Annotated in this window: 28 protein-coding genes; 16 read left to right on the forward strand and 12 right to left on the reverse strand. The window is 73.3% G+C overall.

What is annotated here, in order from left to right:
- Positions 1–10 precede the first annotated feature (10 nt).
- Genes ACK99Q_RS05100 through ACK99Q_RS05110 form a run of 3 tightly spaced genes read left to right on the forward strand, consistent with a single transcriptional unit; the run spans position 11 to position 2091 of the window.
- Positions 11–985 (forward strand): NAD(P)H-quinone oxidoreductase, encoded by a 975-nt coding sequence (locus tag ACK99Q_RS05100; protein WP_410185130.1) that lies wholly within the window; start codon positions 11–13, stop codon positions 983–985.
- Positions 986–1028: 43 nt separating this feature from the next.
- Positions 1029–1526: a bacterial proteasome activator family protein gene (locus tag ACK99Q_RS05105; RefSeq protein WP_410185131.1), complete on the forward strand. Its 498-nt coding sequence runs from the start codon at positions 1029–1031 to the stop codon at positions 1524–1526.
- Positions 1527–1584: 58 nt separating this feature from the next.
- Positions 1585–2091 (forward strand): transcription factor WhiB, encoded by a 507-nt coding sequence (locus ACK99Q_RS05110; protein ID WP_410185132.1) that lies wholly within the window; start codon positions 1585–1587, stop codon positions 2089–2091.
- A 1-nt stretch (position 2092) separates the two neighbouring features.
- On the opposite strand, the gene ACK99Q_RS05115 is transcribed toward ACK99Q_RS05110, so the two are convergent.
- The 6 genes from ACK99Q_RS05115 to ACK99Q_RS05140 are packed head-to-tail and all read right to left on the reverse strand — an operon-like array spanning position 2093 to position 6627.
- On the reverse strand, positions 2093–3598 hold the full coding sequence (locus tag ACK99Q_RS05115) for a cation acetate symporter (protein WP_410185133.1): 1506 nt from the start codon (positions 3596–3598) through the stop codon (positions 2093–2095).
- Positions 3595–3993 carry a hypothetical protein gene (locus tag ACK99Q_RS05120; protein ID WP_179427660.1) on the reverse strand — a complete coding sequence of 133 codons (399 nt, stop codon included), beginning with the start codon at positions 3991–3993 and terminating at the stop codon, positions 3595–3597. Before ACK99Q_RS05120 ends, ACK99Q_RS05115 begins: the two co-directional genes overlap by 4 nt.
- Positions 3990–4727 carry a LytR/AlgR family response regulator transcription factor gene (locus ACK99Q_RS05125; protein ID WP_410185134.1) on the reverse strand — a complete coding sequence of 246 codons (738 nt, stop codon included), beginning with the start codon at positions 4725–4727 and terminating at the stop codon, positions 3990–3992. Before ACK99Q_RS05125 ends, ACK99Q_RS05120 begins: the two co-directional genes overlap by 4 nt.
- Before the next feature lie 45 nt (positions 4728–4772).
- Entirely contained in the window at positions 4773–5378 is a 606-nt protein-coding gene (locus tag ACK99Q_RS05130; protein WP_410185135.1) for an energy-coupling factor transporter transmembrane component T family protein, read from the reverse strand.
- A complete protein-coding gene (locus ACK99Q_RS05135) occupies positions 5375–6037 on the reverse strand; it encodes an energy-coupling factor ABC transporter ATP-binding protein (protein ID WP_410185136.1) in 663 nt (220 codons plus the stop codon). The genes ACK99Q_RS05130 and ACK99Q_RS05135 overlap by 4 nt, the downstream gene beginning before the upstream one ends.
- On the reverse strand, positions 6034–6627 hold the full coding sequence (locus tag ACK99Q_RS05140) for a biotin transporter BioY (RefSeq protein ID WP_410185137.1): 594 nt from the start codon (positions 6625–6627) through the stop codon (positions 6034–6036). Before ACK99Q_RS05140 ends, ACK99Q_RS05135 begins: the two co-directional genes overlap by 4 nt.
- A 59-nt stretch (positions 6628–6686) precedes the next feature.
- On the opposite strand from ACK99Q_RS05140, the gene ACK99Q_RS05145 reads away from it, so the two are divergent.
- The 3 genes from ACK99Q_RS05145 to ACK99Q_RS05155 all read left to right on the forward strand — a co-directional run bounded on the left by ACK99Q_RS05145 (position 6687) and on the right by ACK99Q_RS05155 (position 9599).
- Positions 6687–7169 carry a TetR family transcriptional regulator gene (locus tag ACK99Q_RS05145; RefSeq protein WP_410185138.1) on the forward strand — a complete coding sequence of 161 codons (483 nt, stop codon included), beginning with the start codon at positions 6687–6689 and terminating at the stop codon, positions 7167–7169.
- 87 nt (positions 7170–7256) lie between these two features.
- Positions 7257–8465 carry a hypothetical protein gene (locus tag ACK99Q_RS05150; RefSeq protein ID WP_410185139.1) on the forward strand — a complete coding sequence of 403 codons (1209 nt, stop codon included), beginning with the start codon at positions 7257–7259 and terminating at the stop codon, positions 8463–8465.
- Positions 8466–8789: 324 nt separating this feature from the next.
- Positions 8790–9599: a hypothetical protein gene (locus ACK99Q_RS05155; RefSeq protein WP_410185140.1), complete on the forward strand. Its 810-nt coding sequence runs from the start codon at positions 8790–8792 to the stop codon at positions 9597–9599.
- Positions 9600–9683: 84 nt separating this feature from the next.
- Here the strand turns inward: ACK99Q_RS05155 and ACK99Q_RS05160 are convergent, their stop codons facing one another.
- The 3 genes from ACK99Q_RS05160 to ACK99Q_RS05170 are packed head-to-tail and all read right to left on the reverse strand — an operon-like array spanning position 9684 to position 13000.
- Positions 9684–11156, reverse strand: coding sequence for a GuaB1 family IMP dehydrogenase-related protein (locus ACK99Q_RS05160; RefSeq protein ID WP_410185141.1), 1473 nt, complete (start codon positions 11154–11156; stop codon positions 9684–9686).
- 19 nt (positions 11157–11175) lie between these two features.
- Complete coding sequence (locus ACK99Q_RS05165) at positions 11176–12315, reverse strand: sensor histidine kinase (protein ID WP_410185142.1); 1140 nt, start codon at positions 12313–12315, stop codon at positions 11176–11178.
- Between the two features lies 1 nt (position 12316).
- A complete protein-coding gene (locus tag ACK99Q_RS05170; RefSeq protein ID WP_410185143.1) occupies positions 12317–13000 on the reverse strand; it encodes a methyltransferase domain-containing protein in 684 nt (227 codons plus the stop codon).
- A gap of 60 nt (positions 13001–13060) precedes the next feature.
- On the opposite strand from ACK99Q_RS05170, the gene ACK99Q_RS05175 reads away from it, so the two are divergent.
- Positions 13061–13777, forward strand: coding sequence for an oxidoreductase (locus tag ACK99Q_RS05175; RefSeq protein ID WP_410185144.1), 717 nt, complete (start codon positions 13061–13063; stop codon positions 13775–13777).
- Positions 13778–14031: 254 nt separating this feature from the next.
- Here ACK99Q_RS05175 and ACK99Q_RS05180 read toward each other — a convergent pair whose 3' ends face one another.
- Positions 14032–14847: an HAD family hydrolase gene (locus tag ACK99Q_RS05180; RefSeq protein ID WP_410185145.1), complete on the reverse strand. Its 816-nt coding sequence runs from the start codon at positions 14845–14847 to the stop codon at positions 14032–14034.
- Positions 14848–14979: 132 nt separating this feature from the next.
- Here ACK99Q_RS05180 and ssd point away from each other — a divergent pair, with 132 nt between their 5' ends.
- From ssd to ACK99Q_RS05220, 8 genes are all read left to right on the forward strand, one after another.
- Entirely contained in the window at positions 14980–16017 is a 1038-nt protein-coding gene (gene ssd, locus ACK99Q_RS05185; protein WP_410185146.1) for a septum site-determining protein Ssd, read from the forward strand.
- The gene (locus ACK99Q_RS05190) at positions 16014–17132 is read left to right on the forward strand and encodes a TadA family conjugal transfer-associated ATPase (protein ID WP_410185147.1); all 1119 of its coding nucleotides are present in this window, start codon (positions 16014–16016) and stop codon (positions 17130–17132) included. Before ssd ends, ACK99Q_RS05190 begins: the two co-directional genes overlap by 4 nt.
- The gene (locus ACK99Q_RS05195) at positions 17129–17917 is read left to right on the forward strand and encodes a type II secretion system F family protein (RefSeq protein ID WP_410185148.1); all 789 of its coding nucleotides are present in this window, start codon (positions 17129–17131) and stop codon (positions 17915–17917) included. The genes ACK99Q_RS05190 and ACK99Q_RS05195 overlap by 4 nt, the downstream gene beginning before the upstream one ends.
- A gap of 98 nt (positions 17918–18015) precedes the next feature.
- Positions 18016–18603, forward strand: coding sequence for a type II secretion system F family protein (locus ACK99Q_RS05200; protein ID WP_410185149.1), 588 nt, complete (start codon positions 18016–18018; stop codon positions 18601–18603).
- A 117-nt stretch (positions 18604–18720) separates the two neighbouring features.
- Positions 18721–18915, forward strand: a complete 195-nt coding sequence (locus ACK99Q_RS05205) for a DUF4244 domain-containing protein (RefSeq protein ID WP_410185150.1) — start codon at positions 18721–18723, stop codon at positions 18913–18915.
- A gap of 59 nt (positions 18916–18974) precedes the next feature.
- A complete protein-coding gene (locus ACK99Q_RS05210; protein WP_410185151.1) occupies positions 18975–19175 on the forward strand; it encodes a hypothetical protein in 201 nt (66 codons plus the stop codon).
- Positions 19172–19507, forward strand: a complete 336-nt coding sequence (locus ACK99Q_RS05215) for a TadE family type IV pilus minor pilin (RefSeq protein WP_410185152.1) — start codon at positions 19172–19174, stop codon at positions 19505–19507. The genes ACK99Q_RS05210 and ACK99Q_RS05215 overlap by 4 nt, the downstream gene beginning before the upstream one ends.
- Positions 19504–19857: an Rv3654c family TadE-like protein gene (locus tag ACK99Q_RS05220; protein WP_410185153.1), complete on the forward strand. Its 354-nt coding sequence runs from the start codon at positions 19504–19506 to the stop codon at positions 19855–19857. The genes ACK99Q_RS05215 and ACK99Q_RS05220 overlap by 4 nt, the downstream gene beginning before the upstream one ends.
- Before the next feature lie 20 nt (positions 19858–19877).
- On the opposite strand, the gene ACK99Q_RS05225 is transcribed toward ACK99Q_RS05220, so the two are convergent.
- Both ACK99Q_RS05225 and ACK99Q_RS05230 read right to left on the reverse strand, forming a co-directional pair.
- On the reverse strand, positions 19878–21614 hold the full coding sequence (locus ACK99Q_RS05225) for a BCCT family transporter (protein WP_410185154.1): 1737 nt from the start codon (positions 21612–21614) through the stop codon (positions 19878–19880).
- A 116-nt stretch (positions 21615–21730) separates the two neighbouring features.
- A complete protein-coding gene (locus ACK99Q_RS05230) occupies positions 21731–24019 on the reverse strand; it encodes a DEAD/DEAH box helicase (protein ID WP_410185155.1) in 2289 nt (762 codons plus the stop codon).
- Between the two features lie 83 nt (positions 24020–24102).
- On the opposite strand from ACK99Q_RS05230, the gene ACK99Q_RS05235 reads away from it, so the two are divergent.
- Entirely contained in the window at positions 24103–24435 is a 333-nt protein-coding gene (locus tag ACK99Q_RS05235; protein ID WP_410185156.1) for an STAS domain-containing protein, read from the forward strand.
- Position 24436: the final 1 nt, after the last annotated feature.

Consider the following 24436-nt stretch of genomic DNA (forward strand, 5'->3'; position numbering starts at 1 on the left):
GGTGGTTCACATGCGAGCCGTCATCGTCGAAGAGCCCGGGGGCCCCGAGAGCCTCCACGTCGCCGAGCTTCCCGATCCCGAGCCGGGGCCGGGCGAGGTCGTGATCGCGGTGGCCGCGGCCGGCGTCAACCGCGCCGATCTCCTCCAGCGCGAGGGCCACTACCCGCCGCCGCCCGGCACCACCGACGTCATCGGCCTGGAGTGCTCGGGCGTCGTGCACGCGGTCGGCGAGGGCGTCACGGGTCTCGCCGTCGGCGACGAGGTCTGCGCGCTGCTCAGCGGCGGCGGCTACGCCGAGCGCGTGGTCGTGCCGGCCGGCCAGGTCGTGCCGGTGCCCGTGGGCGTCGACCTCACGACCGCGGCCGCGATCCCCGAGACCTACGCCACCGTCTGGTCCAACGTCTTCATGCTCGCGGGCCTGCGCGAGGGCCAGAAGCTGCTCGTCCACGGTGGCGCCAGCGGCATCGGCACCACCGCGATCCAGCTGGCCAAGGCCTTCGGGGCCACGGTGGTCACCACCGTCGGCAGCGAGGAGAAGGCCGAGGTCGTGCGCGGCCTCGGCGCCGACGCGGTCGTGAACTACCGCGAGGACGACTTCGCCGAGACCTGCCAGGACCTCGGCGGCGTCGACGTCGTCCTCGACATCATCGGTGGCAAGTACCTCGCCCAGAACGTCGCCTCCTTGGCCCGCGGGGGCCGCATCGTGGTGATCGGCATGCAGGGCGGCCGCAAGGGCGAGCTCAACCTCGGCGCGCTGCTGGCGAAGCAGGGCAGCATCTCCGCGACCTCGCTGCGCTTCCGTCCCACCGAGGAGAAGGCCGCGATCATGGCCGAGCTCGTCGAGAGGGTCTGGCCGCTCATCGAGGACGGCACCCTGGGACCCGTGGTGCACGAGACCGTGCCGCTCGCGCGCGTCGCCGACGCCCACCGGATCCTCGAGGAGTCCTCGCACGTGGGCAAGGTGCTGCTCGACATGGGCGCCTGAGGTCGCACAGCCGTGCGAGGCACCTCGGCCTAGGCTGGGGCGCATGACCGACGACCGGATCATCGACCCCCAGGGCCAGCCCGTGGCCTCCTCCGAGCCCGCGCGCACGCCGCTGACCGACCTGGTCGAGCAGCCCGCGAAGGTCATGCGCATCGGCGGCATGATCCGCCAGCTGCTCGAGGAGGTGAAGTCCGCGCCGCTCGACGACGCGAGCCGGGCCCGCCTGCGCGAGATCCACCACCAGTCGATCGACGAGCTGAAGGACGGCCTCGCGCCCGAGCTCGTCGAGGAGCTCGAGCGGCTCAGCCTGCCGTTCGACGCCGAGTCCCCGAGCGACGCCGAGCTGCGCGTCGCCCAGGCCCAGCTGGTGGGCTGGCTCGAGGGGCTCTTCCACGGCATCCAGGCCGCGCTCTACGCCCAGCAGGTGCAGGCGCAGAACCAGCTCCAGAACATGCGCCTGGCCCTCCCGGGCGCGGGCGGCGAGGATGGTACCCCGGACGATCGCGTCACACCTTCCGAAACCGGGGGAATGTACCTCTAGACTGGTGTCACTCGCATGATCGGAGATGGCAATGAGGCCGACACTCCCACCGTGTGCCATGGCACCCGAGATGTACCAGGACGAGATCCTGCTGTCCCCGCCCTCTCGACGCGACGTCACCGTCGAGCAATGGCGTGACTATCTGACCAAGCGCGCTGCCGCCCACCGCCGATGTGCGGGCTGCAGCGTCCTCGACGACTGCCTCTACCGGTCCGTCGTCGACGTCGACGTGTCGGGCTTCGTCGCCTGCACCAGCGAGGCCGAGCGCCGCACCATGCGTCGCGATCTCGGCATCGAGGTGCGGGTCGACTCCAGCCCCTACGGCACGGCGCGCGTCGGTGGCGGTCCCGTCGACCACGCCGAGGTCATCGGCGCTCGCAAGGCGCACCCCGACGAGACCTGTCGCGAGCTCGCGCAGCGGCTCGGCTGCTCGACCTCCACGGTCAAGCGCCACCTGCGTCAGGAGCGCGAGGGTCGCGCGGCGGTGGTCACCACGATCGCCAAGCCGACGATGGACGAGGTGCTCGACTCGTTCGACCGCCTCGACAGCTCGCGTCGGGTCTAGGTCAGAACCGCCGGTCCACCTGCACCCGCTCCGGCGTGTGCAGGCGGACCATCGTGCGACCGACGGTGGCCGGGACGCGCGACCGGGTGACCAGTGACACCCCCACCATGAGCCCGAAGCCCACCGGCACCGACCACACGGCCGGCTGGCTCATGAGCGTGCCCCACCAGCCCTCGACGTCGAGGGCGAGCGTGACGAACGGCGCCGCGCCCGCACTGATCCCTCCGCCGATGAGGCCCGCGATGGCGCCGGCCGACGTCAGTCCGCGCCACCAGATGCCCAGCACCAGGAGCGGGCAGAAGGTGGACGCCGCGAGCGCGAAGGCGAACACCACGGAACTGGCCACGGGGATCGGCTCGGCGACGAACGCCAGCACGAGCGGCACCGCCACGCACACGGCGGCGGCGATCCGCAGCGCCGCGATGGAGGAGAGCCGGCTGCCCCACGGCGCGTGGTTGCTCAGGCCCTGGCCCACCACGCCCGCGAGCGCCATCGTCACCCCGGACGAGGTCGACAGGAACGCGGCGAAGGCGCCGGCGGTGACGAGCGCCGTCAGGAGCTCTCCGGCCGTCCCCGCGATCACGCGGCTCGGCAGCTCGAGCGCCACCGTGTCGGCCCGGCCGGAGGCGATGAGGTCGGACGAGTAGACGCGTCCGAGCACCCCGTAGAACGTCGGCAGCAGGTAGAAGACCGACACGAGGCCGAGCACGATGAGGGTCGTCCGGCGCGCGGCGTGCCCGTCGGGGTTCGTGTAGAACCGCACCACCACGTGCGGCAGGCCCATCGTGCCGAGGAACGTCGCCACGATCACCGCGTACGTCGAGTAGACGGTCTGCGGGTTGGCGTCGCCGAGGGGGATCCACCAGTCGCTGCTGGCCTGCGCGGCCGGCTGTCCGTCACGCGACCAGGCCAGCAGCAGGAACACGAGCGGCACCAGCAGCGCGGTCAACTTGAGCCAGTACTGGAACGCCTGCACGAACGTGATCGAGCGCATCCCGCCCAGCACGACGTTGAGCGTCACGATGATCGCGACGAGCACGGTGCCCACCCAGCGGGGCGCGTCGAGGACGGCCTCGAGGGTCAGTCCCGCGCCCTGGAACTGCGGCAGCAGGTACAGCCAGCCGACCGCCACGACCAGGGCGGTGCAGACGCGCCGCACCGCCACCGACTGCAGGCGCACCTGGGCGAAGTCGGGGATCGTGTAGGCGCCCGAGCGGCGCAGCGGGGCCGCCACGAACACCAGCAGGAGCAGGTAGCCGGCCGTCCAGCCGATCGGGTACCAGAGCATGTCGGCGCCGTAGACGAGCACGAGGCCGGCGATGCCGAGGTAGGAGGCCGCCGAGAGGTACTCGCCGCTGATCGCCGAGCCGTTGAGGGCAGGGGAGACCGACCGCGAGGCCACGTAGAAGTCACTCGTCGTGCGGCTGATGCGCAGGCCGAACGCCCCGATCGCGAGGGTCGCGATCGAGACGAGGGAGACGGCGACGATGCCCCAGGTCGGACTCATGGCCTCGTGTCGTCCGGCTCGACCAGCAGGGTGAACAGGCGCTCGGCGCGCTCCACGTGGCGCACGTAGAGCCAGCCCAGCACGATCACGCCCGCGTGCACGCCCCCGCCGAGGACGAGCCACGGCAGCGGGATGCCCAGGACGCGCAGGTCGTTCAGGCCGGGCACCCACGAGAACACCAGCGGCAGGCTGACGACGGTGAGCAGGAGCGTGATCGCCACGGTCATCGCGGCGCGCAGCTGCGACCGGATGAGCGACTGCATGTAGACCTCGCCGACGCCGGTGGCCTCGTCGATCTCCTGGCCCACCGTGCTGCGCACGTGCGCGGGCGCCGTGGAGAGCGGGCTGGTGATGCGGACCCGGCCGGACGGCTCGGGCAGGGCCTCGTCGGTCACGGCGTGTGCTCGCCGATCAGCTCGCGCAGCGCCCGCGTGTGGCGGCGGGCGACCTGCAGCTCGAGGGTGTTCCCGCCGGCGGCCGGCACGACCACGCTGGCGCGGCCCGAGGACATCCGGACCTCGAGGATGTGGGCGCGGTTCACCACGAGGCTGCGGTGGATGCGCAGGAAGCCGGCGTCGGCCCAGTCGTCGGCGAGCGAGCCGAGGGGCGTGCGGATGAGGTGGCTCGAGCCCTCGAGGGTGTGCAGCCGGACGTAGTCGCCCTGTGCCTCGGCGTGGGTGACCTTCGACCGGGAGACGAAGCGTGTGACGCCCGCCAGCTCGACCGCGATCGTGTCGTCGGACTCGCCGCCGCCGTGGTCGGAGTCAGCCACGGCCCTGCGCACGCTCTCGCGCAGGCGCTCCTCGCGGATCGGCTTGAGCAGGTAGTCCACGGCGTTGAGGTCGAACGCCTCCACGGCGTGCGCGTCGTGGGCGGTGACGAAGATGATCTGCGGCGGGGTCTTGAACTTCCCCAGCAGGCGCGCGATGTCGATGCCCGTCAGTCCGGGCATGGCGATGTCGAGGAACAGCAGGTCGATGTCGCCGGCGTCGAGGCGACGCAGGGCCTCGGTGCCGGACCGAGCGGTGTCGATCGTGCCGATCCGGTCGTCACGGCCCAGCAGCCAGACCAGCTCGTCCAGCACCGGTTGCTCGTCGTCGACCACCAGCGTCCGCAGTGCGCGCGCCATGGGAGTGAGCCTAGTCACTGTCGATGGATACGGGGTCGAACCGGGTCAGTCGAGGACGCCGCGGGCGTGCAGTGCGTCGCCGGTGTCCCGCGCCCGGGCGACCACGCGCAGCACGAGCGGGATCGTGCGGGCGCGGATGCTGCGCTCGAGCCCGCGCGCCCGGGCCGCGTCGCGCGTCTCGGCCGCCAGCTCGATCGTGCCGGGCAGCGCACGCAGCATGAGCGAGAACGTGAGGCCGACGCGGTCGGGGTCGACGCCGAGGCGGCGGAAGGGCCGCAGGCCGCGCACGATCGTGTCGAGCAGGTCGTTGACGGCGGTCGTGGCCGTCAGGACCGTCGCGGCGAGGATGAGCGCGGTCAGGTCGGCGACCACCTCGACCGCCCGCGGCCAGCCGTTCTGCCACGCGTTGAACGCCAGCAGGAGCACCGCGACGATGAGGAAGGGCCGCAGCGCCCGCAGCAGGGATCGGGGCGAGAGGCCACCGAGCGCGGCCAGGGCGAGGGCGAATGCGACGAACCCGACGCCGGTCCAGGGACCCTTCGCGACGAGCACGGCCACCGCGAGCAGGAACAGTCCCGCCAGCTTCGGGCCGGGCGTCAGCCGGTGCAGCGGCGACGTCCCCGGCTGGTAGAGCCCGAGTGGCGAGCTCATGACACGAGGGCCCGGTAGTGGTCGACGGCGGTCGCGGCCGGGCCGTCGAACGCGACCCGTCCGGCGTGCACGACCAGCGCCCGGTCGCACCGTGCGGCGAGGTCGAGGTCGTGGGTCACCAGGACGACCTGCTGGGGCAGCCCCAGCAGCACGTCGCCGACCCGACGGGTGTTCGCGAGGTCGAGCAGCGTGGTCGGCTCGTCGGCGATGAGGATGTCGGGGTCGGTCGCCAGCACCGTGGCGATCGCCAGCAGCTGCCGCTGGCCACCCGAGAGCGCGTGCACGCTGCGCTCGGCCAGGTCGGCCAGGCCGAACCGCTCGAGCACGGCGAGGGCGGCCGTCTCGCGCTCGGCCTTGTCGCGGTGCTGCTTGCGCAGCGACAGGGCGACGTCCTCCGCGACGGTGGGCATCACGAGCTGCGCCGCCGGGTCCGTGAAGACGAAGCCGACGCGCCGGCGGACCTCGCGACCGTTCCGGCGCGTGTCGAGCCCGTCGACCAGGACCTGCCCGCTCGTGGGCTCGACGAGGCCGTTCACCAGCCGCGCGAGCGTGGACTTGCCCGAGCCGTTCGAGCCGACGATCGCGATGCGACGCTCCTCGAGCCGGAGGCTGGTGGGCTCGAGCCGTCCCTCGACGGCGGCCTCGACGAGCTCGATCACTTCCGTCGGGCCGGCAGCAGGTCCGGGAACGCGCGGTGCACCGCGGTCGCGACCGTGGCCATCGCGAGGTTCTTGATGACGTCGCCGGGCCAGAAGGTCAGGTCGAACTTGGCCGCGGCCGCGACGCTCATGTCGGCGCGCCAGGCCAGTCCGAGGATGCCGAGCGTGTGGATCAGCAGGGCGCTGGAGAACAGTCCGGCGGCGAAGATCAGCGGGATGCTCGTGGCGACCTTCTCGCGCGGCAGGCGCTCGACGATGAACCCGCACAGGGCGGCGGCCAGCGGGAAGCCGATCAGGTAGCCGACGGTGGGACCGGCGAACACGGCCAGGCCGGCGGCGCCTCCGGAGAACACGGGCAGGCCCGCGGCTCCCATCGCGAGGTAGAGCATGACGGCGAGGAAGCCGCGCTTCGCGCCGAGGACGGCGCCCGACAGCAGTACGGCGAACGTCTGCAGCGTGATCGGCACGAGGCCGGCGCCGACGTTGATGGCCGGGAGCAGCGCGCACGCGGCGATCAGCGCGGCGAAGGCGGCGATCAGCGCGAGGTCGGTGGAGGTGAGGCGACGGCTCGCCGAGGTGGTCGTGGTCATGAGGTCTCCTGAACGGTGTTCACCTGAACGGTGTTCAGGCTAGCCGATAGGATGCCCACATGGCCAACACCCTCGACGACGTCGTCTCCGGGGCCCTGCGCGTGCTCGACGCCTACGGGCTGGAGTTCTGCTCGATGCGCCGGGTCGCCGGCGAGCTCGGGGTGCAGCCCAGCGCGCTCTACCACCACGTGCCGGACAAGCAGACGCTCTTGGCGCTGATGGCCGACCGGATCGTCGCGAACGTCGAGGTCGGCGCCGATCCGGCCAAGGCGGCCCACGCCCTGCGCGAGGCGCTGCTGTCCACGCGCGACGGAGCGGACGTCGTGGCCACCGCCTCGGCCTTCCGGCTGGGTGACTCGCGCATCGAGACCGAGCTGGCCGCGCTGACCTCGCCCGACGTCGCGCGCACCCTGCTGCTCTACGTCTTCGGGCACACCCAGGCCACCCAGATGCACCGGCAGGCCGCCCAGATCGGCATCCTCGCCGAGGACCCCGACCTCGACGCGTCCTTCGCGCGCGGCCTCGACCTCATCCTGCGCTGACCCTCCTCGACCGACGCCCCGTGACGGGGCGGGGTCGACCTGTCGTACTCTGTCGGGAATGACATTCATTCTCAACAAGGAGCGACGATGACGAGATGGCGACACGTCCGCCTGGCGGTGGCGACCCTGGTGGCGGGGTCGGCGCTGGCCGCGTGTGGTGAGACGGCGAGCGAGTCCGGGCACGACGACGACCACGGTGGCGCCGAGGTCTCCGGACCCCGGCTCGTGGTGACGACCGACGACGGACTCCTCGTGCTGGAGCGCGACACCCTCGAGCCGGTGAAGACGCTGCCCGCCGAGGGGTTCGTGCGGGTCAACGCCGCCGGCGACGCGCGGCACGTGTTCGTGTCGACCGAGGAGGGCTTCCGCCTGCTCGACACCGGCGTCGAGGCCGAGGCGCACGGCGACCACGCCCACTACCGGACCAAGGGCGAGCCAGCGTTCGGCGAGACCTACGAGGCCGCGGAGCCGGGCCACGTCACGATCAGCGACGGCCGCACCGTGCTGTTCGGCGACGGTGACGGCTCGATCCGCGTCCTCGACTCCGAGGACCCGACCGAGGTCCTCGAGACGACCGAGACGCCCGACCCCCACCACGGCGTGGCGGTGAACCTCGGCGGCGACCTCATGCACACCGAGGGCACCGCGGACGCCCGCTCGACCGTCGTCCTGCGCGACGGCGTCGACGGTGACGAGAAGGCCCGCACCGACGACTGCCCCGGTGTCCACGGCGAGGCGACCGCCGCCGACGGCCGTGCCGTCGTGGGCTGCGAGGACGGCGTCGTCGTGGTGGACCACGGCACGATCACCAAGGTGTCGAGCCCCGACGCGTACGGCCGCATCGGCAACCAGGCCGGCAGCCCGGCCTCGCCCATCGTCCTCGGCGACTACAAGGTCGACGCGGACGCCGAGCTGGAGCGTCCCGAGCGCATCAGCCTGATCGACACCGAGACGGGCAAGCTGCGCCTCGTGGACCTCGGGACGAGCTACACGTTCCGCTCGCTCGGGCGCGGCCCGGCGGGCGAGGCTCTCGTGCTGGGCACGGACGGCGCCCTGCACGTGATCGACCCCGTGACGGGCCAGGTCGCCGACCGCATCGTCGTGATCGACCCGTGGCAGGAGCCGCTCGACTGGCAGCGTCCGCGGCCGACCCTCGAGGTCGACGGCGACACCGCGTGGATCACCGAGCCCGGCGCGTCCACGGTGCACGAGGTCGACCTCGCCGCCGGGCGGGTCACCCGCAGCGTCGAGCTGCCCGGCGTCCCGAACGAGATCGTCTCGGCCGGCGCCCACTGACGCGGGCCCCTGGAGTGAGCGGTCAGCTGTCAACCCTTCCCGGGGAGACCCGGTGCGTCACCAACCTCATGCGGTGGTGATGAGGTTGACGGCTGACCGCTCGAGCGGGGATCCACAGCGGGGCGTGGGCTGAGCTCGCTTTCCACAGGGGATGGCCGGACCCGCCACTGAGGGTCCTCGCCGCGGCAGCGTGGAACGGTGCCTCGACCACCCGAGATCCCCGACCTGGCTCGCCGCGGACCATTCAGCCGAGAACAGGCGCGCTCCGCCGGTGTCAGTGACCGTCGCCTGCAGGGCAGGCACTTCGAGCGACTCCATCCGGGCGTGTGGCGGTGGACGGGCTTCGAGATGACGCCGCTCGACTGGCAGGCGGCAGCGGCGCTCGCGATGCCGGACGGAGCGGCGCTGAGCCACGTGAGTCGGATCCAGCGGACAGGTCTGGACGTCGGACCGGTTCGACCGGTGCGCTTCACGATCGTCGGCGACCATCACCTCGCGGTGAACGGGACCTTCCTGCATCGCACGGCGGTCATGCCCCCGCGTGACGATGTCGGCGTGACGCCCGCGGCAGCCTTCGTCCAGTGCTGCGCCTCGATGATGCTGCTCGACCTCATCGTGATCGGCGACCACCTGCTGCGTGAGGAGCTAGCAACGGTCGGCGAGATCGTGGACGTCTGCCGACTCCACCCGTGGCGGCCCGGCGCGAGCCAGGCGCCTGCGGTCCTTCCGTGGCTCCACGAACGAGCCTGGTCGCCGAAGGAGTCCGAGCTCCGCGCCTACGTCGACGCAGCGGGCCTGCCGAGACCGGAAGTGAACGCCGACGTCCTCGCCCTCGACGGGACACGGTTGGGCATCGGCGACCTGTGGTTCCCGCAGTGGCGACTGGTGGCCGAGTACGAGGGCCGGCAGCACGCCGAGGACCCACTCCAGTTCCGCAAGGACATCGATCGGTACGCCGGATTTCGGGACAACGACGTCGCCTACGTCCAGATCACGGCCGCCATGACGGCGAACCCGGCCGGAGCCGTGCAGCGGCTCTTCGCCGCGCTCGCTCGCAACGGCTACACCGGACCGCCACCGAAGTTCGCGGAGCGCTGGGGCTCCCTCTTCCGGGCGGTCCCGCGAGGGCGGTGAGCCACCAACCGCATGGGGGACCTGTTCGGTTGACAGCTCACCGCCACCCGCGCGGAGAGGTTGACAGCTCACCGCCCACGAAGGTCACCAGGAGGCGTGCAGCGGGCGGCCCTCGTCGTAACCGGCGCTGGACTGCAGGCCCACGGTGGCGCGGTCGGAGAACTCGGCCAGGGTGCGGGCGCCGGCGTAGGTGAACGAGGAGCGGACGCCGGCGGTGATCTGGTCGACCAGGTCCTCCACGCCGGGGCGCTCCGGGTCGAGGTACATGCGCGAGGTCGAGATGCCCTCCTCGAACAGCGCCATGCGGGCGCGCTCGAAGCCGGCGGCGTCGCGGGTGCGGTTGGCCACGGCGCGCGAGGACGCCATGCCGAACGACTCCTTGTACTCGCGGCCGTCGGCGCCGAACTTCAGGTCGCCGGGGCTCTCGTGCGTGCCCGCGAACCACGAGCCGATCATGACGCTGCCGGCTCCGGCGGCCAGCGCCAGCGCCACGTCGCGCGGCCAGCGGACGCCGCCGTCGGCCCACACGTGGGCGCCCAGCTCGGCGGCTGCCTCGGAGGCCTCGAGCACGGCCGAGAACTGCGGCCGGCCGACGCCGGTCATCATGCGCGTGGTGCACATGGCGCCGGGGCCGACGCCCACCTTGGCGATGTCCGCGCCGGCGGCGACGAGGTCGCGGACGCCCTCGGCCGACACGACGTTGCCCGCCGAGATCGGCAGGCGGCGACCGGTGGCGGCCTCGTGGGCGTCGCGGACCTCGCGCACGAGCGGCAGCGCGTCGAACATCTTGGCCTGGTGGCCGTGCGCGGTGTCGACGACGAGGACGTCGACGCCGATCTCGATGAGCGCCTGGGCCTTGCCCTTGACGTCGCCGTTGATGCCGATGGCGCCGCCGACGACGAGGTGGCCGTCGGGGTCGGTGGCGGGCGTGTAGATGGTGGAGCGCAGCGCGCCCTTGCGGGTGAGCACGCCGGCCAGCGCGCCGCCGTCGACGACGGGGGCGAACGGGACGTGCTGCTCCGAGAGCAGGTTGAACATCTCGCGCACGTCGCCGCCGGCGGGCAGGACGAACGGGTCGGTCAGCATGACCTCGCGGACCTGCGCGAACCGGTCGATCTCGTGGGCCTGGTGCGGGGTGAAGATGCCGACGACCTTGAGCTCGGGGCCGTGCAGAGACTCGACGACGACGGCGCCGCCGTGGGCGCGCTTCGGCACGAGGCTCAGCGCCTCGCCGACGGTCATGTTCGGGGTCAGCACGACGGGCGTGTCGTAGACGGGGTGCGCGGCCTTCACGCGGGCGACCGTGTCGGCGACGATGTCGAGCGGGATGTCCTGCGGCAGGATCGCGATGCCGCCGCGACGGGCGACGGTCTCGGCCATGCGGCGACCCGAGACGGCCGTCATGTTGGACACCACCAGCGGCAGGGTGGCGCCGGTGCCGTCGCTCGTGGACAGGTCGACGTCGAAGCGCGATGCGACGTCCGAGCGTCCGGGGACCATGAAGACGTCGTTGTACGTCAGGTCGTGGCTGGGCTGCAGATCGTTGAGGAACCTCACCGGTCAAGTCTACGGATCGTCAGTCGACCGTGGTGGGAGTGAATTTCGGGACCCGCAGCGTCACCTTCGTGCCCAGTCCCGGCGCGGTCTCCACGACGAGGCCGTGGTCGTTGCCGTAGACGGTGCGCAGCCGCTCGTCCACGTTGGCCAGGCCCACCGACGGCGAGCTCGTACGTCCCGCCAGCGCGGCTCGCACGGTCTCGGGGTCCGAGCCCACGCCGTCGTCCTCGATCGAGATGAGGCACTCGGTGCCGGCGTCCTCGGCGATCACCGTGAGCGTGCCGGGACCGGGCTTGCGCTCCAGTCCGTGGCGCACGGCGTTCTCCACGAGCGGCTGCACGGTGAGGAAGGGGACGGTCAGGCTCAGCACCTCGGGCGCGATCCGCGTGACGACCCGCAGCCGGTCGCCGAAGCGCGCCTTCTCCAGCACGAGGTAGCGCTCGATCGACCGCAGCTCCTCGGCGAGCGTCGTGTAGTCGCCGTGCTGGCGGAACGAGTAGCGCGTGAAGTCGGCGAACTCGAGCAGCAGCTCGCGGGCGCGCTCGGGATCGGTGCGGACGAACGAGGCGATCGCGCCGAGGGAGTTGTAGATGAAGTGGGGCGAGATCTGGGCCCGCAGCGCCCGCAGCTCGGCCTCCATCAGCGCGGTGCGTGATGCCGAGAGCTCGGCGAGCTCGAGCTGGCTGGAGACCCAGCCGGCGACCTCGGTGGCGGTGCGCGCGAGGCCCGCCGACGCGCTCTCGTCGACCACGACGATGCTCCCCACGACACGGCCCTCCACCGAGAGCGGCGCGACGATCACGCGGTTCGAGGCCTGGGTGCGGCCGTGCTCGAGGGCGACCGCGACCAGCTCGGCCGTGTGCTCGGTCTCGTCCGTGCCGGCCCAGCCGAGGGGTCCGTGCGTGTCGGTGATGCCCACCGTCGGCGCGCCGATCAGCTGGCGCAGGTGGGGGAGCGCCTGGCGCACGCTCTCGGCGTCGAGGCCCGACCGGAGGGCGGGTGCCGCCAGCGCGGCGGTGTGCAGCGTCTCGTACGTGGCGCGGTCCTCGGCGGATCCGAGGCTGCGGCGGCGGCTCAGCAGCACCCAGCGCGTCAGCAGCGCCAGCGCCACCAGTACGGCGACGACGGCCAGTGCGATCGCCGCATCGAGGGGACCCACGTCAGTCCAGCGAGAGCAGGATCGCGTCCGGCGGATCGGGCTCGCCGGCGAGCGCGGACTTGTCGACGACGGCGCGGACGCACCGGGTCTCGTGCCGCAGCCGGAGCTTCGCGGCGCCGGAGGCGTACTCGCGCCACAGGTCGTGCACGGCGCCGAGCGCGGACTCGGGCACGGAGGGGCGCCGGGTCTGCTCGGCGAAGCGCAGCAGGTGCGGCAGGTCGAGCTCCTCCCAGGCGTTGAAGACCTCGACCTCGGGCGGGCCGAACAGGCCGGAGGCGGAGAAGGTGTCGACGGCCGGCTCGGGGGCGTCGCGGTCGCCCGTGATGGTGCGCAGGCGGCGCATCCACGGGATCGAGTCGTCGTAGCGGCGGCGGCTCATGCTGGACAGCAGTCCGCCGGGCACCAGGACGCGCGCGTACTCGGCCAGCGCGGCAGGCGACTCCTCGAGGAACGGCGTGATGACGACGTCGAAGCTGTTCGACCGCAGCGGCAGCCGGTCGCCGCCGGAGCGGATGTAGGAGAGGTCGGGATTGCGGACCTGCTCGACGTCGTCGCCGATGACCGTGACGTCGTGGCCCTGCTCGGCCAGCTCGTACGCCAGTCCGCCGTCGCCGAGGTGCAGCACCGTGGCGAGGCGGTCGCCCACCATCCACTTGGCGGCGCGCGCGGCGGGGATGACGTCCACGCTCCGAGGCTACCGCCGGTCAGCCCGTGGCCCCGGAGGTGCGCTGGGTACGCTGCCTGCGTGTCCGATCCGTTCATCGCAGCCGCGTCCCTCGAGGGCGTTCCGTCGGCGTTCCGCGCCGCCCGCGACGGGATGGACGCCGTCCTGCGCGACCGCGGCCTGCGCCGCAGCACGCCCGACGACACCGCGCGCTCGCTGCTGATCGGCGCCTGGGCCACGGCCACGCTCGAGGGCTCCGAGATCGACCTCGACGAGCTCTCCTCGGGCGGCGGCGACGCCACCGCTCGGGCGGCCGTCCGGCTGTCCACCGAGCTGCTCGGCCTGCTGCCCACGTGGCAGCGCTCGCCGGTGCAGGCGATGGCGCGGATGCACGCGCTGGCCGCGGCGGGCTCGGTCCCCGACGACGACCTCGGCCGTCCCGTGAACCCGGCCGGAACCGCCCGGCTGACACAGCTGGCGAAGCTGCTGGGCGCCAGGACCGAGGCGCCGGCGATGGTCGTGGCGGCACTCGTGCACGCCGAGATCGCCTCCGCGGGCGCCTTCGTCTCGCACAACGGCGTGGTGGGGCGCGCGGCCGAGCGGCTCGTGCTGCTGGCGCGCGGCGTCGACCCCGCCTCGGTCACCGTGCCCGAGGCCGGCCACGTCGCCGCCGCGCCCGACTACTTCGCCGCGCTCGAGGCCTACGGGACCGAGGAGACCGGCGTCCACCGCTGGCTGCTGTACGCCGCCGAGGCGTTCACGCGGGGCGCCGAGGCGTCTCCGCTGTCCTCGCGCTGAGCCGTTCGGCCTCGGCACAGGACGACGGCGTCGGGGCGGGCCCGACGCCGTCGTGGAAGTCCGCACCTTCAGCTACCAAGCGTGCCTTCGTCAATCATCGCCTCGGGTCCGGCGTCGTGAGACGGCGGTTGTCCCGTCTGCGATTGCCCTGTGGGACGGGAGATCGCCGCGTGGGTACCGGGGTGCGGACTGCTCTGGAGTTCTGGCTCCAGCGTGCCTCACGCGGACTGGAACCACAAGGGTGAACGGCGTTGTCAGGCCGGTCGCGAGGTGCGACGCCGCACGGCCGCGGTGATCCCGAGGGCCAGCAGCGAGGCCGACGCCGCGATGCCGCCAAGGGCCATCGCCTTGCCCGTGGTGGACTCCGGCAGGAGCCGCGCGCGCAGCGCCGTGGGCCGCTCGAACGTGAGGATCGGCCAGCCCTCCTCGGTGGCCCGGCGGCGCAGTCCCTTGTCGGGGTTGACCGCGAACGGATGGCCCACCGCCTCGAGCATGGGGATGTCGGTCTCGGAGTCGGAGTAGCCGAAGCTGCGCTCCAGGTCGTAGCCCTCGGCCTCGGCCAGCTCGCGCATCGCGGTGACCTTGTTCGGGCCGTAGGAGTAGTGCAGGACGCGGCCGGAGTAGCGGCCGTCGACCTCCTCCAGGCGCGTGGCGATCGCGTGCGTGGCGCCGAGCATCTCGGCGATCGGCTCGACCATCTCGGTGCCGGAGGCCGACACGATGATGACGTCGTGGCCCGACGCGCGGTGCTCCTCGATGAGGTCGAGGGCCTCGGAGTAGACGAGCGGCTCGATGACGTCGTGCAGGGCCTCGCGCACGATCTGGCGCACGGTGACGGCGTCCCAGCCGGTGACCATGGCGCTGATCTCGTCGCGCATCTTCTCGAGCATGTCGTGGTCGGCGCCGCCCGTGCTGAAGACGAGCTGCGCGTAGGCGCTGCGCAGGACGGCGCGGCGGCTGAGCAGGCCCTCGGCGAAGAGGGACTTGCTGAAGGCAAGCGTGCTGGACCTCGCGATGATCGTCTTGTCGAGGTCGAAGAAGGCGGCGGGCCGTCCCGCGGGGGTCGCCATGTCCTCCAGCGTAGGCGGTCCGCACCGACAGTCGGGGAGATTCGTCCACACGCCTGCGTCACACCCGGCGCTCCGTCCACAGGCTCGGCGCGACCTCTCCCGGTGCGTCCCGGGCCTCGCGAGGGTGGGGGCATGGACCCACGCCCGCCCTCCGCAGCACCCCTGGTGGTCACCCGCGACGCGTCGTTCGCCGAGAGCGCGCGGCGCTGGTGCGCGGCCGCGGGTCACGAGCCCGAGACCATCGCCGATGTCGACCGGGTGCGCCGCGCGTGGCGCTCGGCGTCGTCGGTGCTGGTCGACTCCCGCAGCCTCGACGCCCTGCTGGCGATCGACCTGCCACGGCGCGACGAGGTGGTCGTGGTGGCGCCCGACCCGCGCGAGGCCTGGCGCTCGGCGCTCGACCTCGGGGCGCGCGACGTGCTGTGCGCCGACGAGGACGCCGCGATCGTCGGGGCGCTCGTGCGGGCCCTCGACGGCTCGGGCGAGGCCTGCGCCATCACGATCGTCGGCGCGTGCGGAGGCGTGGGCGCCTCCACGCTCGCGGCCGCCACGGCCGGGCTCGCCGCGCGGCGCGACCTCTCTCCCGTCCTCGTCGACGGTGATCCGCTGGGCGGGGGACTCGACCTCGTCACGGGTGCCGAGGCCGTCGACGGCTCCCGTTGGAACGATCTCGACGGGGCCGTCGGGCACGTCGGCGCGGCCGAGCTGGTGGAGAGCCTGCCCGTGCACCGGGGGATCGCGCTGGTGTCCTTCGGCCGGGCCGGACGTCCGGTGCACGGCAGCGCCCCGGTGATCGGCGCGGCGATGCGCGGCTTCGACGTGGTCGTGGCCGACGTGCCGCGCCACCTGGACGATCTCGGCCGCGAGCTCGCCTCGCGCTCGGTCCTCACGGTGGTCGTCGTGCCGCGGCGGCTCCGCGGGGTGGTCGCGGCGCGGGCGCTCGTCGAGCGGCTGGGCTCCTGGTCCGGCTCGGTCGCGCTCGTCACGCGGTCGGCGCCGTCGGGGATGCCGGCCGCCGCCGTCGGGCGCGAGCTCGGACTGCCGGTCCTGGCCGATCTCGGCACCTCGCGACGCCTGGCGGCCGACCTCGAGCACGGCCTCGGGCCGTTGCGCGCGCGGTCGGTGGTCGGGGCTGCGCGGCGGGTCCTCGACACGGTGGGCCTGCGGTGACGGCCGTCCGGGCCGAGGTCGTCGAGCGGGTCCGGCGGCGGCTGGCCGCCTCGGGCTCCGAGCCCACGCCGCACTCGGTCGCCGAGGCGCTGCGCGCCGAGGAGCAGCTGTGGGGCACCACCACGGTGCTGGCGATCGTCGAGCAGCTGCGCAGCGAGGTGCTGGGCGCCGGGGTCCTTCAGCCGCTGCTCGACCTGCCCGGCGTCACCGACGTCCTGGTCAACGGCGCCGAGGGCGTCTACGTCGACGCAGGCGACGGTCTCGCGCCCCGGCCCGAGGTCGGGTTCGCCGACGAGGCCACCGTGCGCCGCCTGGCGCAGCGCCTCGCGGCCACCGCGGGGCGACGGCTCGACGACGCGTCGCCGTGGGTCGACGGCCGCCTCGCCGACGGCACCCGGCTGCACGCGGTGCTCTCGCCGGTCGCCCGCACCGGCACCGCGATCTCCCTGCGGGTGCCGCCGCAACGGGCGATGACCCTGACCGAGCTGGAGGCCGGCGGTTCCGTCGCACCGGAGATGGGCGCCGCCCTGCGTGATCTCGTCGCGTCCCGGCGCAGCTTCCTCGTCACCGGCGGCACCGGCTCGGGCAAGACCACGGTCCTCGCCGCGCTGCTGCACCTCGTGCCGGAGGCCGAGCGGATCGTCGTCGTCGAGGACTCCGACGAGCTGCGGCCCCGGCACCCGCACGTCGTCGGTCTCGTCGCGCGCCCACCCAACGTGGAGGGCGCCGGAGCGGTGGGACTGCGCGACCTCGTGCGTCAGGCCCTGCGGATGCGTCCGGACCGGATCGTGGTGGGCGAGGTCCGCGGTGCCGAGGTGGTCGACCTGCTGGCGGCCCTCAACACCGGACACGAGGGCGGCTGCGGCACCGTGCACGCCAACGCGCCGGACGACGTCCCGGCCCGGATGGAGGCGCTCGGCATTGCCGCGGGGCTCACCCGCGACGCGGTCCACGCCCAGGTCGCGGCGGGGCTCGATGCGGTCGTGCACGTCGTGCGTCACGCCGACGGGGTGCGCGAGGTCGCGGCGTTGGCCGACGTCGCGGCCGACGCGTCGGGCCGACTCGTCGTGCGGCCTCGGCTGGAGATCCGTCGCGGCCGGGTCGTCGAGCCGTGAGGGAGGCGGCCGCCCTGCTGGGCGTGGCCGCGGTGCTCGTCTGGCGACCGCCGTGGGGCTGGGTCCGGGTGCGGATCCGCCCGGTCACGTGGCGGCGGCCGGGGCGCCGCCAGCTCGTCCCGGTGGCCGTGCTCGCGTCGAGCGCCACCCTGGTCGTCCTGCCCGCCGCACCGACGATCCTCGCCTGGACCGTGGCGGGCATCGCGGTCGCCGCCGGCGTCCGCTGGGGCCGGGCCCGCGAGCGCAGGCGCCGGCTCGCGGTCCGCGACGAGTGCCAGGTGGTCATCGACGGACTCGTCGGCGAGCTCCGCAGCGGGGTGCCGCCGACCACCGCACTCCAGCGGCTGGAGCTCGAGGCGCCCGTGCTTCGCGTCGCCGCGACCGCCGCGGCCACCGGTGGTGACGTGGCCACGGCGCTGCTCGAGCTGGGACGCCGTCCGGGCGCCGAGGCGCTGAGGGGAGTGGGCCAGGCCTGGGCCGTCTCGCAGTCGTCCGGAGTGGCGCTCGTCGACACCCTCGAGCGGGTCCGCGAGGCCGCGCGGGAGGACCGCGAGCTCGAGCGCGAGCTGGCCGCGGGCGTCGCGCCCGCCCGTGCCACCGCGCTGCTCGTGATCGCGATGCCACCCCTCGGACTCGGCCTCGGGACGGGCCTCGGGGTCGACCCGCTGCACGTCGTCCTCACCACCGTCCCCGGCGCCGCGTGCGTCGCATTGGGTGTCGCCTTCGCCGCGGCGGGCGTGCTGTGGATCGAGGGGATCGCCGACCGGCTCGAGGCCGGCGGATGATCGCGGGCCTGCTCGTGGCCGCGGCCGTCCTCGTGGCGGTTCCGGGGCACGCCCGGCGACGTCACGGACGGCTGAGACGGGCGCCAGCAGCCCGGCGCGTGGATCGAGCACTGCTCGTCGCAGCCTGCGCGCCGGTGGCGGGCTGGCTGGTCTTCGGGGCCGTCGGTCTCGTCGTGGGTGCGGCGGCCGCGCCGTTCGTCCACCGGCAGGCCGGCCGGTGGGAGTCGTCGCGCGACGCCCGCCGGCGGGTCCAGCTGGTGCGCGGTGCGCCGCTCGCGCTCGACCTCGTCGCCGCGGTCCTCGAGGCCGGGCGCTCGCCGCACGAGGCGGTGCTCGCGGTCGCGGCGCAGGCACCCGAGCCCATCGGGCCAGAGCTCCAGGCGGTCGCCCTCCGCGTGCGCCTCGCCGCCGACCCGGCGACGGCGTGGAGGTCGCTCGACGGCGACGTCCTCGAACCCGTGGGCCGCGCGTTCGCGCGGGCCGAGACCTCGGGAGCCGCGATCGTCCCGCTGATCCGCGACACCGCCGACGACCTGCGCCGGGCCGACCGCGCGCAGCGGCGCGAGATGGTCGGGCGCGTCGGCGTCCGAACGACCGTGCCGATGGGGCTGTGCCTGCTGCCGGCGTTCGTGCTGGTGGGCGTCGCTCCCACGGTGATCGCGGTCGTGGGGTCGGTCCGGCCGTGACTCGTCCCCAGCCCGACGCGTGGCGCCGAGAGATCTCCACAGGCTTCCGGAGGGTCCGCAGATCGGGGCCCCGGATCGCCATCTTCGGGTGTCACATCATCCGTTGGAAGGACACCCATGAAGTTGATCGCCACCCTGCGCCGTGTCGCCGATCGTGCCGACGAGCTCGGCATGAGCACCTCCGAGTACGCCGTGGGCACGCTCGGCGCCTGCACCATCGGCGGCGTCCTGGTGAAGATCGGCCAGTCCGACTGGTTCGGCGACCTCGTCCGGGACGTGCTCGGCCGGATCCCCGACCTGCTGCCGTTCTGACCGTCCCGCCGCGGCACCCGGGGAGCCGGGTGCCGCGGCCCCGCCCGAGGAGGCACTGCATGAAGAAGCTGAGTCGAGCCGAGCACGGCCAGGTCACCGCCGAACATGCCGTCGGCGGCGTCGCGGCCGTCACGGTCGCCGGGGCGATCCTCGGCGGTCCCGGCTCCGCGATGGGCCGGTGGGTCCTCGAGTTCGCCACCGACCTCGTCGCGCGGGCGTTCTCGACCACGCTGCCCGACCTGTTCCGGTGGCAGTGGTGAGGCGCGGCGAGCGGGGGATGGTCACCGCCGAGACGGTCGTGGTCCTGCCGTTCGTCGTGCTGGTGGCGTGCGTGCTGGTCTGGGTGGTGTCGCTCGGCGTTGCCCAGATGCGCGTCGCCGACGCGTCGCGCGAGGCCGCTCGCCTGCTGGCGCGGGGGCAGTCGACGGCGGACGCGCGTGCGGCGGTGCGCGAGGCCGTGCCGGGCGCGAGGATGCGGGTGAGCCGCGACGGCGACCGCGCCGGGGTCACCGTGCGCTACCGGGCGCGGTTGCCACTCGTGCCGCGCGTGCACCTCGACCTCTCCAGTCGCTCGGTGGCGGTCGTCGAATGAGGAGAGCGGAGCGGGGATCGGCCACGGTGCAGGCCGCGGCGGTCGTCGCGCTGCTGGGCCTCGTGGCGTTCGTCTGCCTGCAGGTCGCGCTGGCGGTGTCGCTGCGCGAGCGGGCGGCTGCGGCCGCCGATCTCGCGGCCCTGGCGGCCTCGCGGGCCAGCGTGGAGGGGCAGGATCCCTGTGGCGAGGCGCGTCAGGTGGCCGGCGACAACGGTGCGCGCCTGCAGGACTGCCGGATGGACGCCGACGTCGCCACGGTCACGGCGCGCGTGGTGGGCCCGCGCTGGTCGATCGGCCGGTGGGCCGCCGACCAGCGGGCCCGGGCCGCCCCCGCCTGGTACCTCGAGTGAGGCGGCGGGGGCGGACGGGTTCAGCTCTTGACGGACTTGTCGATGATCGGGTCGTCGCCGTCGACGACGGGATCCGACGGGCCGTCGGACGGGGCCTCCTCCACCACGAGGGCGAAGTCCTCGCCGTGGCGGTCGACGCCGGCCAGCACCGCGTCCTCGACCAGGCTCTGGCCCAGGTCCTCGCGGACGATGATCGGGTCCGAGCGCAGGTCGCGGTAGAGCGACACGCACAGCGCGATCATCACCAGCAGGAACGGCAGCGCGGCGACGATCGTCAGCGCCTGCAGTCCCTGCAGGGCCACCGGGTCGCCCGGGTCGGCGATGAGCAGCATGATCGCCGCGACGGCACCGGTCAGGCCGCCCCAGAAGACGACCGTCCAGGTCGCGGGGTGGATCGAGCCACGCTGCGACAGGGTGCCCATGACGAGCGAGGCCGCGTCGGCGCCCGACACGAAGAAGATGCCGACGAGCAGCATGACGAGCACGGTCGTGATCGCGGGGATCGGGTACTGCTGCAGCAGGTCGAACAGCGCGTAGTTCGAGTCCACCGAGGACTCGCCACCCGAGATCGCGTCGGCCTCGCTGATGCCGGCGCCGCCGAAGATCGCGAACCAGATCAGGCTGACCATGCTCGGCACCAGCAGCACGCCGGTGACGAACTGGCGGATCGTGCGGCCACGGCTGATGCGCGCGATGAACATGCCCACGAACGGCGTCCACGAGACCCACCAGGCCCAGTAGAAGATCGTCCACGCGCCGAGCCAGTCGGCGACCTCGCCACCGTTGGCGTTGGTGCGGCCGGCCATCTCGGGCAGGAACGCGACGTAGTCGGCCATCGACGTCGGGATGAGGTTCAGCATCATCAGCGTCGGGCCGGCGAGGAAGACGAAGGCGGCCAGCACGAGGGCCAGCACCATGTTGATGTTCGACAGCCACTGGATGCCCTTGGCGACACCCGAGACCGCCGAGAGGATGAACAGGATCGTCAGGACCACGATGATCGCGACGACGAGCGTCTCGCCCACCGACTCGACCCAGCCGTTGTGCTCGATGCCGGCGGCGATCTGCAGGGCGCCCAGGCCCAGCGACGCGGCCGAGCCGAAGAGCGTCGCGAAGATGGCCATGATGTCGATGACCTTGCCGATGGGGCCCTCGGTCTGCTTGCGGCCGAGCAGCTTCGTGAACGCGGCCGAGATCAGCTGCGGGCGACCCAGGCGGAACGTGCCGTAGCCGATCGCCAGGCCGACGACCGCGTAGACGGCCCACGGGTGCAGCGTCCAGTGGAACAGGGTCTGGCCCATGGCCACCTGCATGGCGGCGTCGGTGCCGGCCTCGGCGGTCTCCGGCGGCGGAGCGAGGTAGAACGTCAGCGGCTCCGCGACGCCCCAGAACATCAGGCCGATGCCCATGCCCGCGCTGAACATCATCGCGATCCACGAGGCGGTGCGGAACTCCGGCTTCTCGCCGTCACGGCCGAGCGGGATCTTGCCGTAGCGGCTGGCGGCCACCCAGATGGCGAAGACGACGAAGCCGGTGGTGGCCATGACGAACAGCCAGCCGGTGTACTCGATCACCCACGACTGGGCGTCCGAGGCGCGCTCGCCGAGGGAGACCTGGTCGAGGATTCCCCACAGGACGACCACGAGGGCCAGAGCGGCCGCGACCCCGAAGACGACCTTGTCGAGTCTCCCTTCTGGGCGTGGCTCCAGCTCGGGCTCGAACACGTCGTCGGTGGGTCGGTCGATGCCGATGGCCATCGGAGAAATCACCTCAGGTTTCTTTCAGGTCTGTTGGTGCAAACCTTTCAACCCTCGCACCGACGTCCAAGATTGGCCAATCGAGGACGCCCGGAACTCCGGGCGAAACGGCCCGATCAGGCCGGTGCGGACGCCAGCACGGCGTCGAGCAGGAGCACGGCCCCGGCCTTGTCGAGCGGGTGGTTTCCGTTGCCGCACTTGGGCGAGACGACGCACGACGGGCACCCGTCGCGGCACGTGCACTCGGCGATCGTGTGGCGCGTCATCCGCAGCCACTGCGCCATCTGCTCGTACCCTCGCTCGGCGAACCCGGCGCCCCCGCGATGGCCGTCGTGGACGAACACCGTGAGCTTCCCGGTGTCGGGGTGCAGCGCGGTCGACAGGCCGCCGATGTCCCACCGGTCGCACGTCGCCAGCAGCGGCAGGATGCCGATCGCGGCATGCTCCGCGGCGTGCGCGGCACCGGGCAGCGCCTCGGGGTCCATGAGGCCGGTGGCGACGTCGGTGTCGAGGGTCCACCACACGGCCGCGGTGGGCAGCGTGCGCTCGGGCAGGTCGAGCGGCTCCTCCCCGATCACGCGGCCGGTGCTGCGGTCGCGGATCTGGTAGCCGATCACCTGGCTGGCCACCTCGACGTCGCCGAAGGCGACCGTGGCCGGGCCCCAGGCGACGCGGCGGCGCTCCTCGACCACGGTGACCGCCGTGGCCGAGCGCGCGCTGGTGGTGTGGTGCACGTCGGCCCGGCGGACCACCGCCGCCCCGTGCTCGGGGTCGTAGGACTCGACGAGGTGGTCCTCGCCGCGGTGCACGTAGATCGCGCCCTCGTGGACCTCGGCGTCGGCGGAGCCGGCGTCCACCGTGCCGACGAGGCGTCCCGTGGTGCCCTCGACGATCTGCACGGGGTGGCCCCCGGCGGAGCGGATGTCGGCGAGGTCGGCCGCGCGCTCGCGGCTGGTCCAGAACCAGCCCGCCGCGCGCCGGCGGAGCATCCCGGCGGCCTCGAGCGCGGCGACGCCCTCCGCCGCGCGGGGGCCGAACGGGCCGAAGTCGGCCTCGGTGAGCGGCAGCTCCTGGGCCGCGGCCGCGAGGTGCGGGCCCAGCACGTAGGGGTTCTCCGGGTCGAACACCGTGGCCTCGACCGGCGCGCCCAGCACGGCCTCGGGATGGTGCACGAGGAAGGAGTCGAGCGGGTCGTCGCGCGCGATCATCACCCCCACGCTGTCGACCCCGGCGCGTCCCGCGCGCCCCCACTGCTGCCACAGGGCGGCGCGGGTGCCGGGGAAGCCCACCGTGACCACGGCGTCGAGGCCCGAGATGTCGATGCCCAGCTCGAGCGCGTTGGTGCTGGCCAGGCCGAGCAGGTCGCCGGAGCGGAGCCGGGCCTCCAGCTCGCGTCGCTCCTCGGGCAGGTAGCCGCCGCGGTAGGTGGCCACGCGCCCGGCCAGCTCGGGATCGACCTCGGCCAGCGCCCGCGAGGTGGTCATGGCCAGCTGCTCGGCGCCGCGCCGCGAGCGGACGAAGACGAGCGTGCGGGTGCCGCCCACGACGAAGTCCGTGAGCAGGTCGGACGCCTCGGAGCCCGCCGAGCGACGCACCTCCACGCCGTCGCGCGCGGCCTGCAGCGGGGGCTGCCAGAACGCCACGGTGCGGGCGGCGTGGGGCGAGGCGTCCTCGGTGACGGCCGTGACCGGCGCCCCGATCAGCCGCTCGGCCGACGCGGCGGGCTCGGCGACCGTCGCCGACGAGAGGACGAAGAGCGGGTCGGCCCCGTAGTGCGCGCAGATCCGCCGCAGCCGGCGCAGGATCAGCGCCACGTGGGCGCCGAAGACGCCGCGGTAGTGGTGGCACTCGTCGATCACGACCACGCGCAGCCCGGCCAGCAGGCGCGCCCATCGGTCGTGCTGCGGAAGGATCGTGCGGTGCAGGATGTCGGGGTTCGCCAGCACCCAGTTGGCGTGGTCGCGGGCCCACGCGCGCTCCTCGCGGCTGTTGTCGCCGTCGACCGTGGCCGGGCGCAGGCCGGGCACGCCGGTGGGCAGCCGCCGCAGCTGGTCGGCGGCGAGTGCCTTCGTCGGCGCGAGGTAGAGGACCGACGGCCGTCGGGCGCCGGAGAGGCCGGAACCGCCGCGTCCCTCGCGGAGCGCCTGCAGCGCGGCCGCTTGGTAGACGAGCGACTTGCCCGAGGCGGTGCCGGTCGCCACGACGACGTGCCGCCGGTCGCGCAGCGCCGCGAGCGCCTCGGCCTGGTGCCCCCACAGCACGTCGGCGCCCTCGGCCGCGAAGAGGTCGCGGACCTCGGGGTCGATCCACTCGGGCCACGGCTCCACCACGGGCTCGACGGCGGGGTGGTGCTGCACGTGCACGAGTCGCTCGGCATGACGCGCGAGAACGGGGTGCAGGGGCATGGGGGAAGTGTCCCCCACCACCCTGACTGGCCCGTGCGTGCGTTCAGGTGGGAAGACGTGCCCCCGGATGATTGAATTCGGACATGGACCTCACGCTCACCGAACGGGAGTCACCCCCGTTCCACGTGGTCGAGGTCGCGGGGGAGATCGATGTCTACACCGCGCCGCGCCTACGTGAAGTCGTCGTCGGCGCGATCGACGACGGACACATCCGCCTGGTGATCGACATCGAGAACGTCGCCTTCCTCGACTCGACGGGCCTCGGCGTGCTCGTCGGGGCGCTGAAGCGCGTGCGGGCCGAGAACGGCTCCCTCGACATCATCTGCACCAGCGAGCGTCTCCTGCGCATCTTCGCCATCACCGGCCTCGACAAGGTCTTCGGCCTGCACACCTCGATCGACGAGCTGGTCTCCTGAC

The sequence above is a fragment of the Aeromicrobium sp. MLTX1 genome (assembly GCF_046452335.1).
GTDB lineage: Bacteria > Actinomycetota > Actinomycetes > Propionibacteriales > Nocardioidaceae > Aeromicrobium.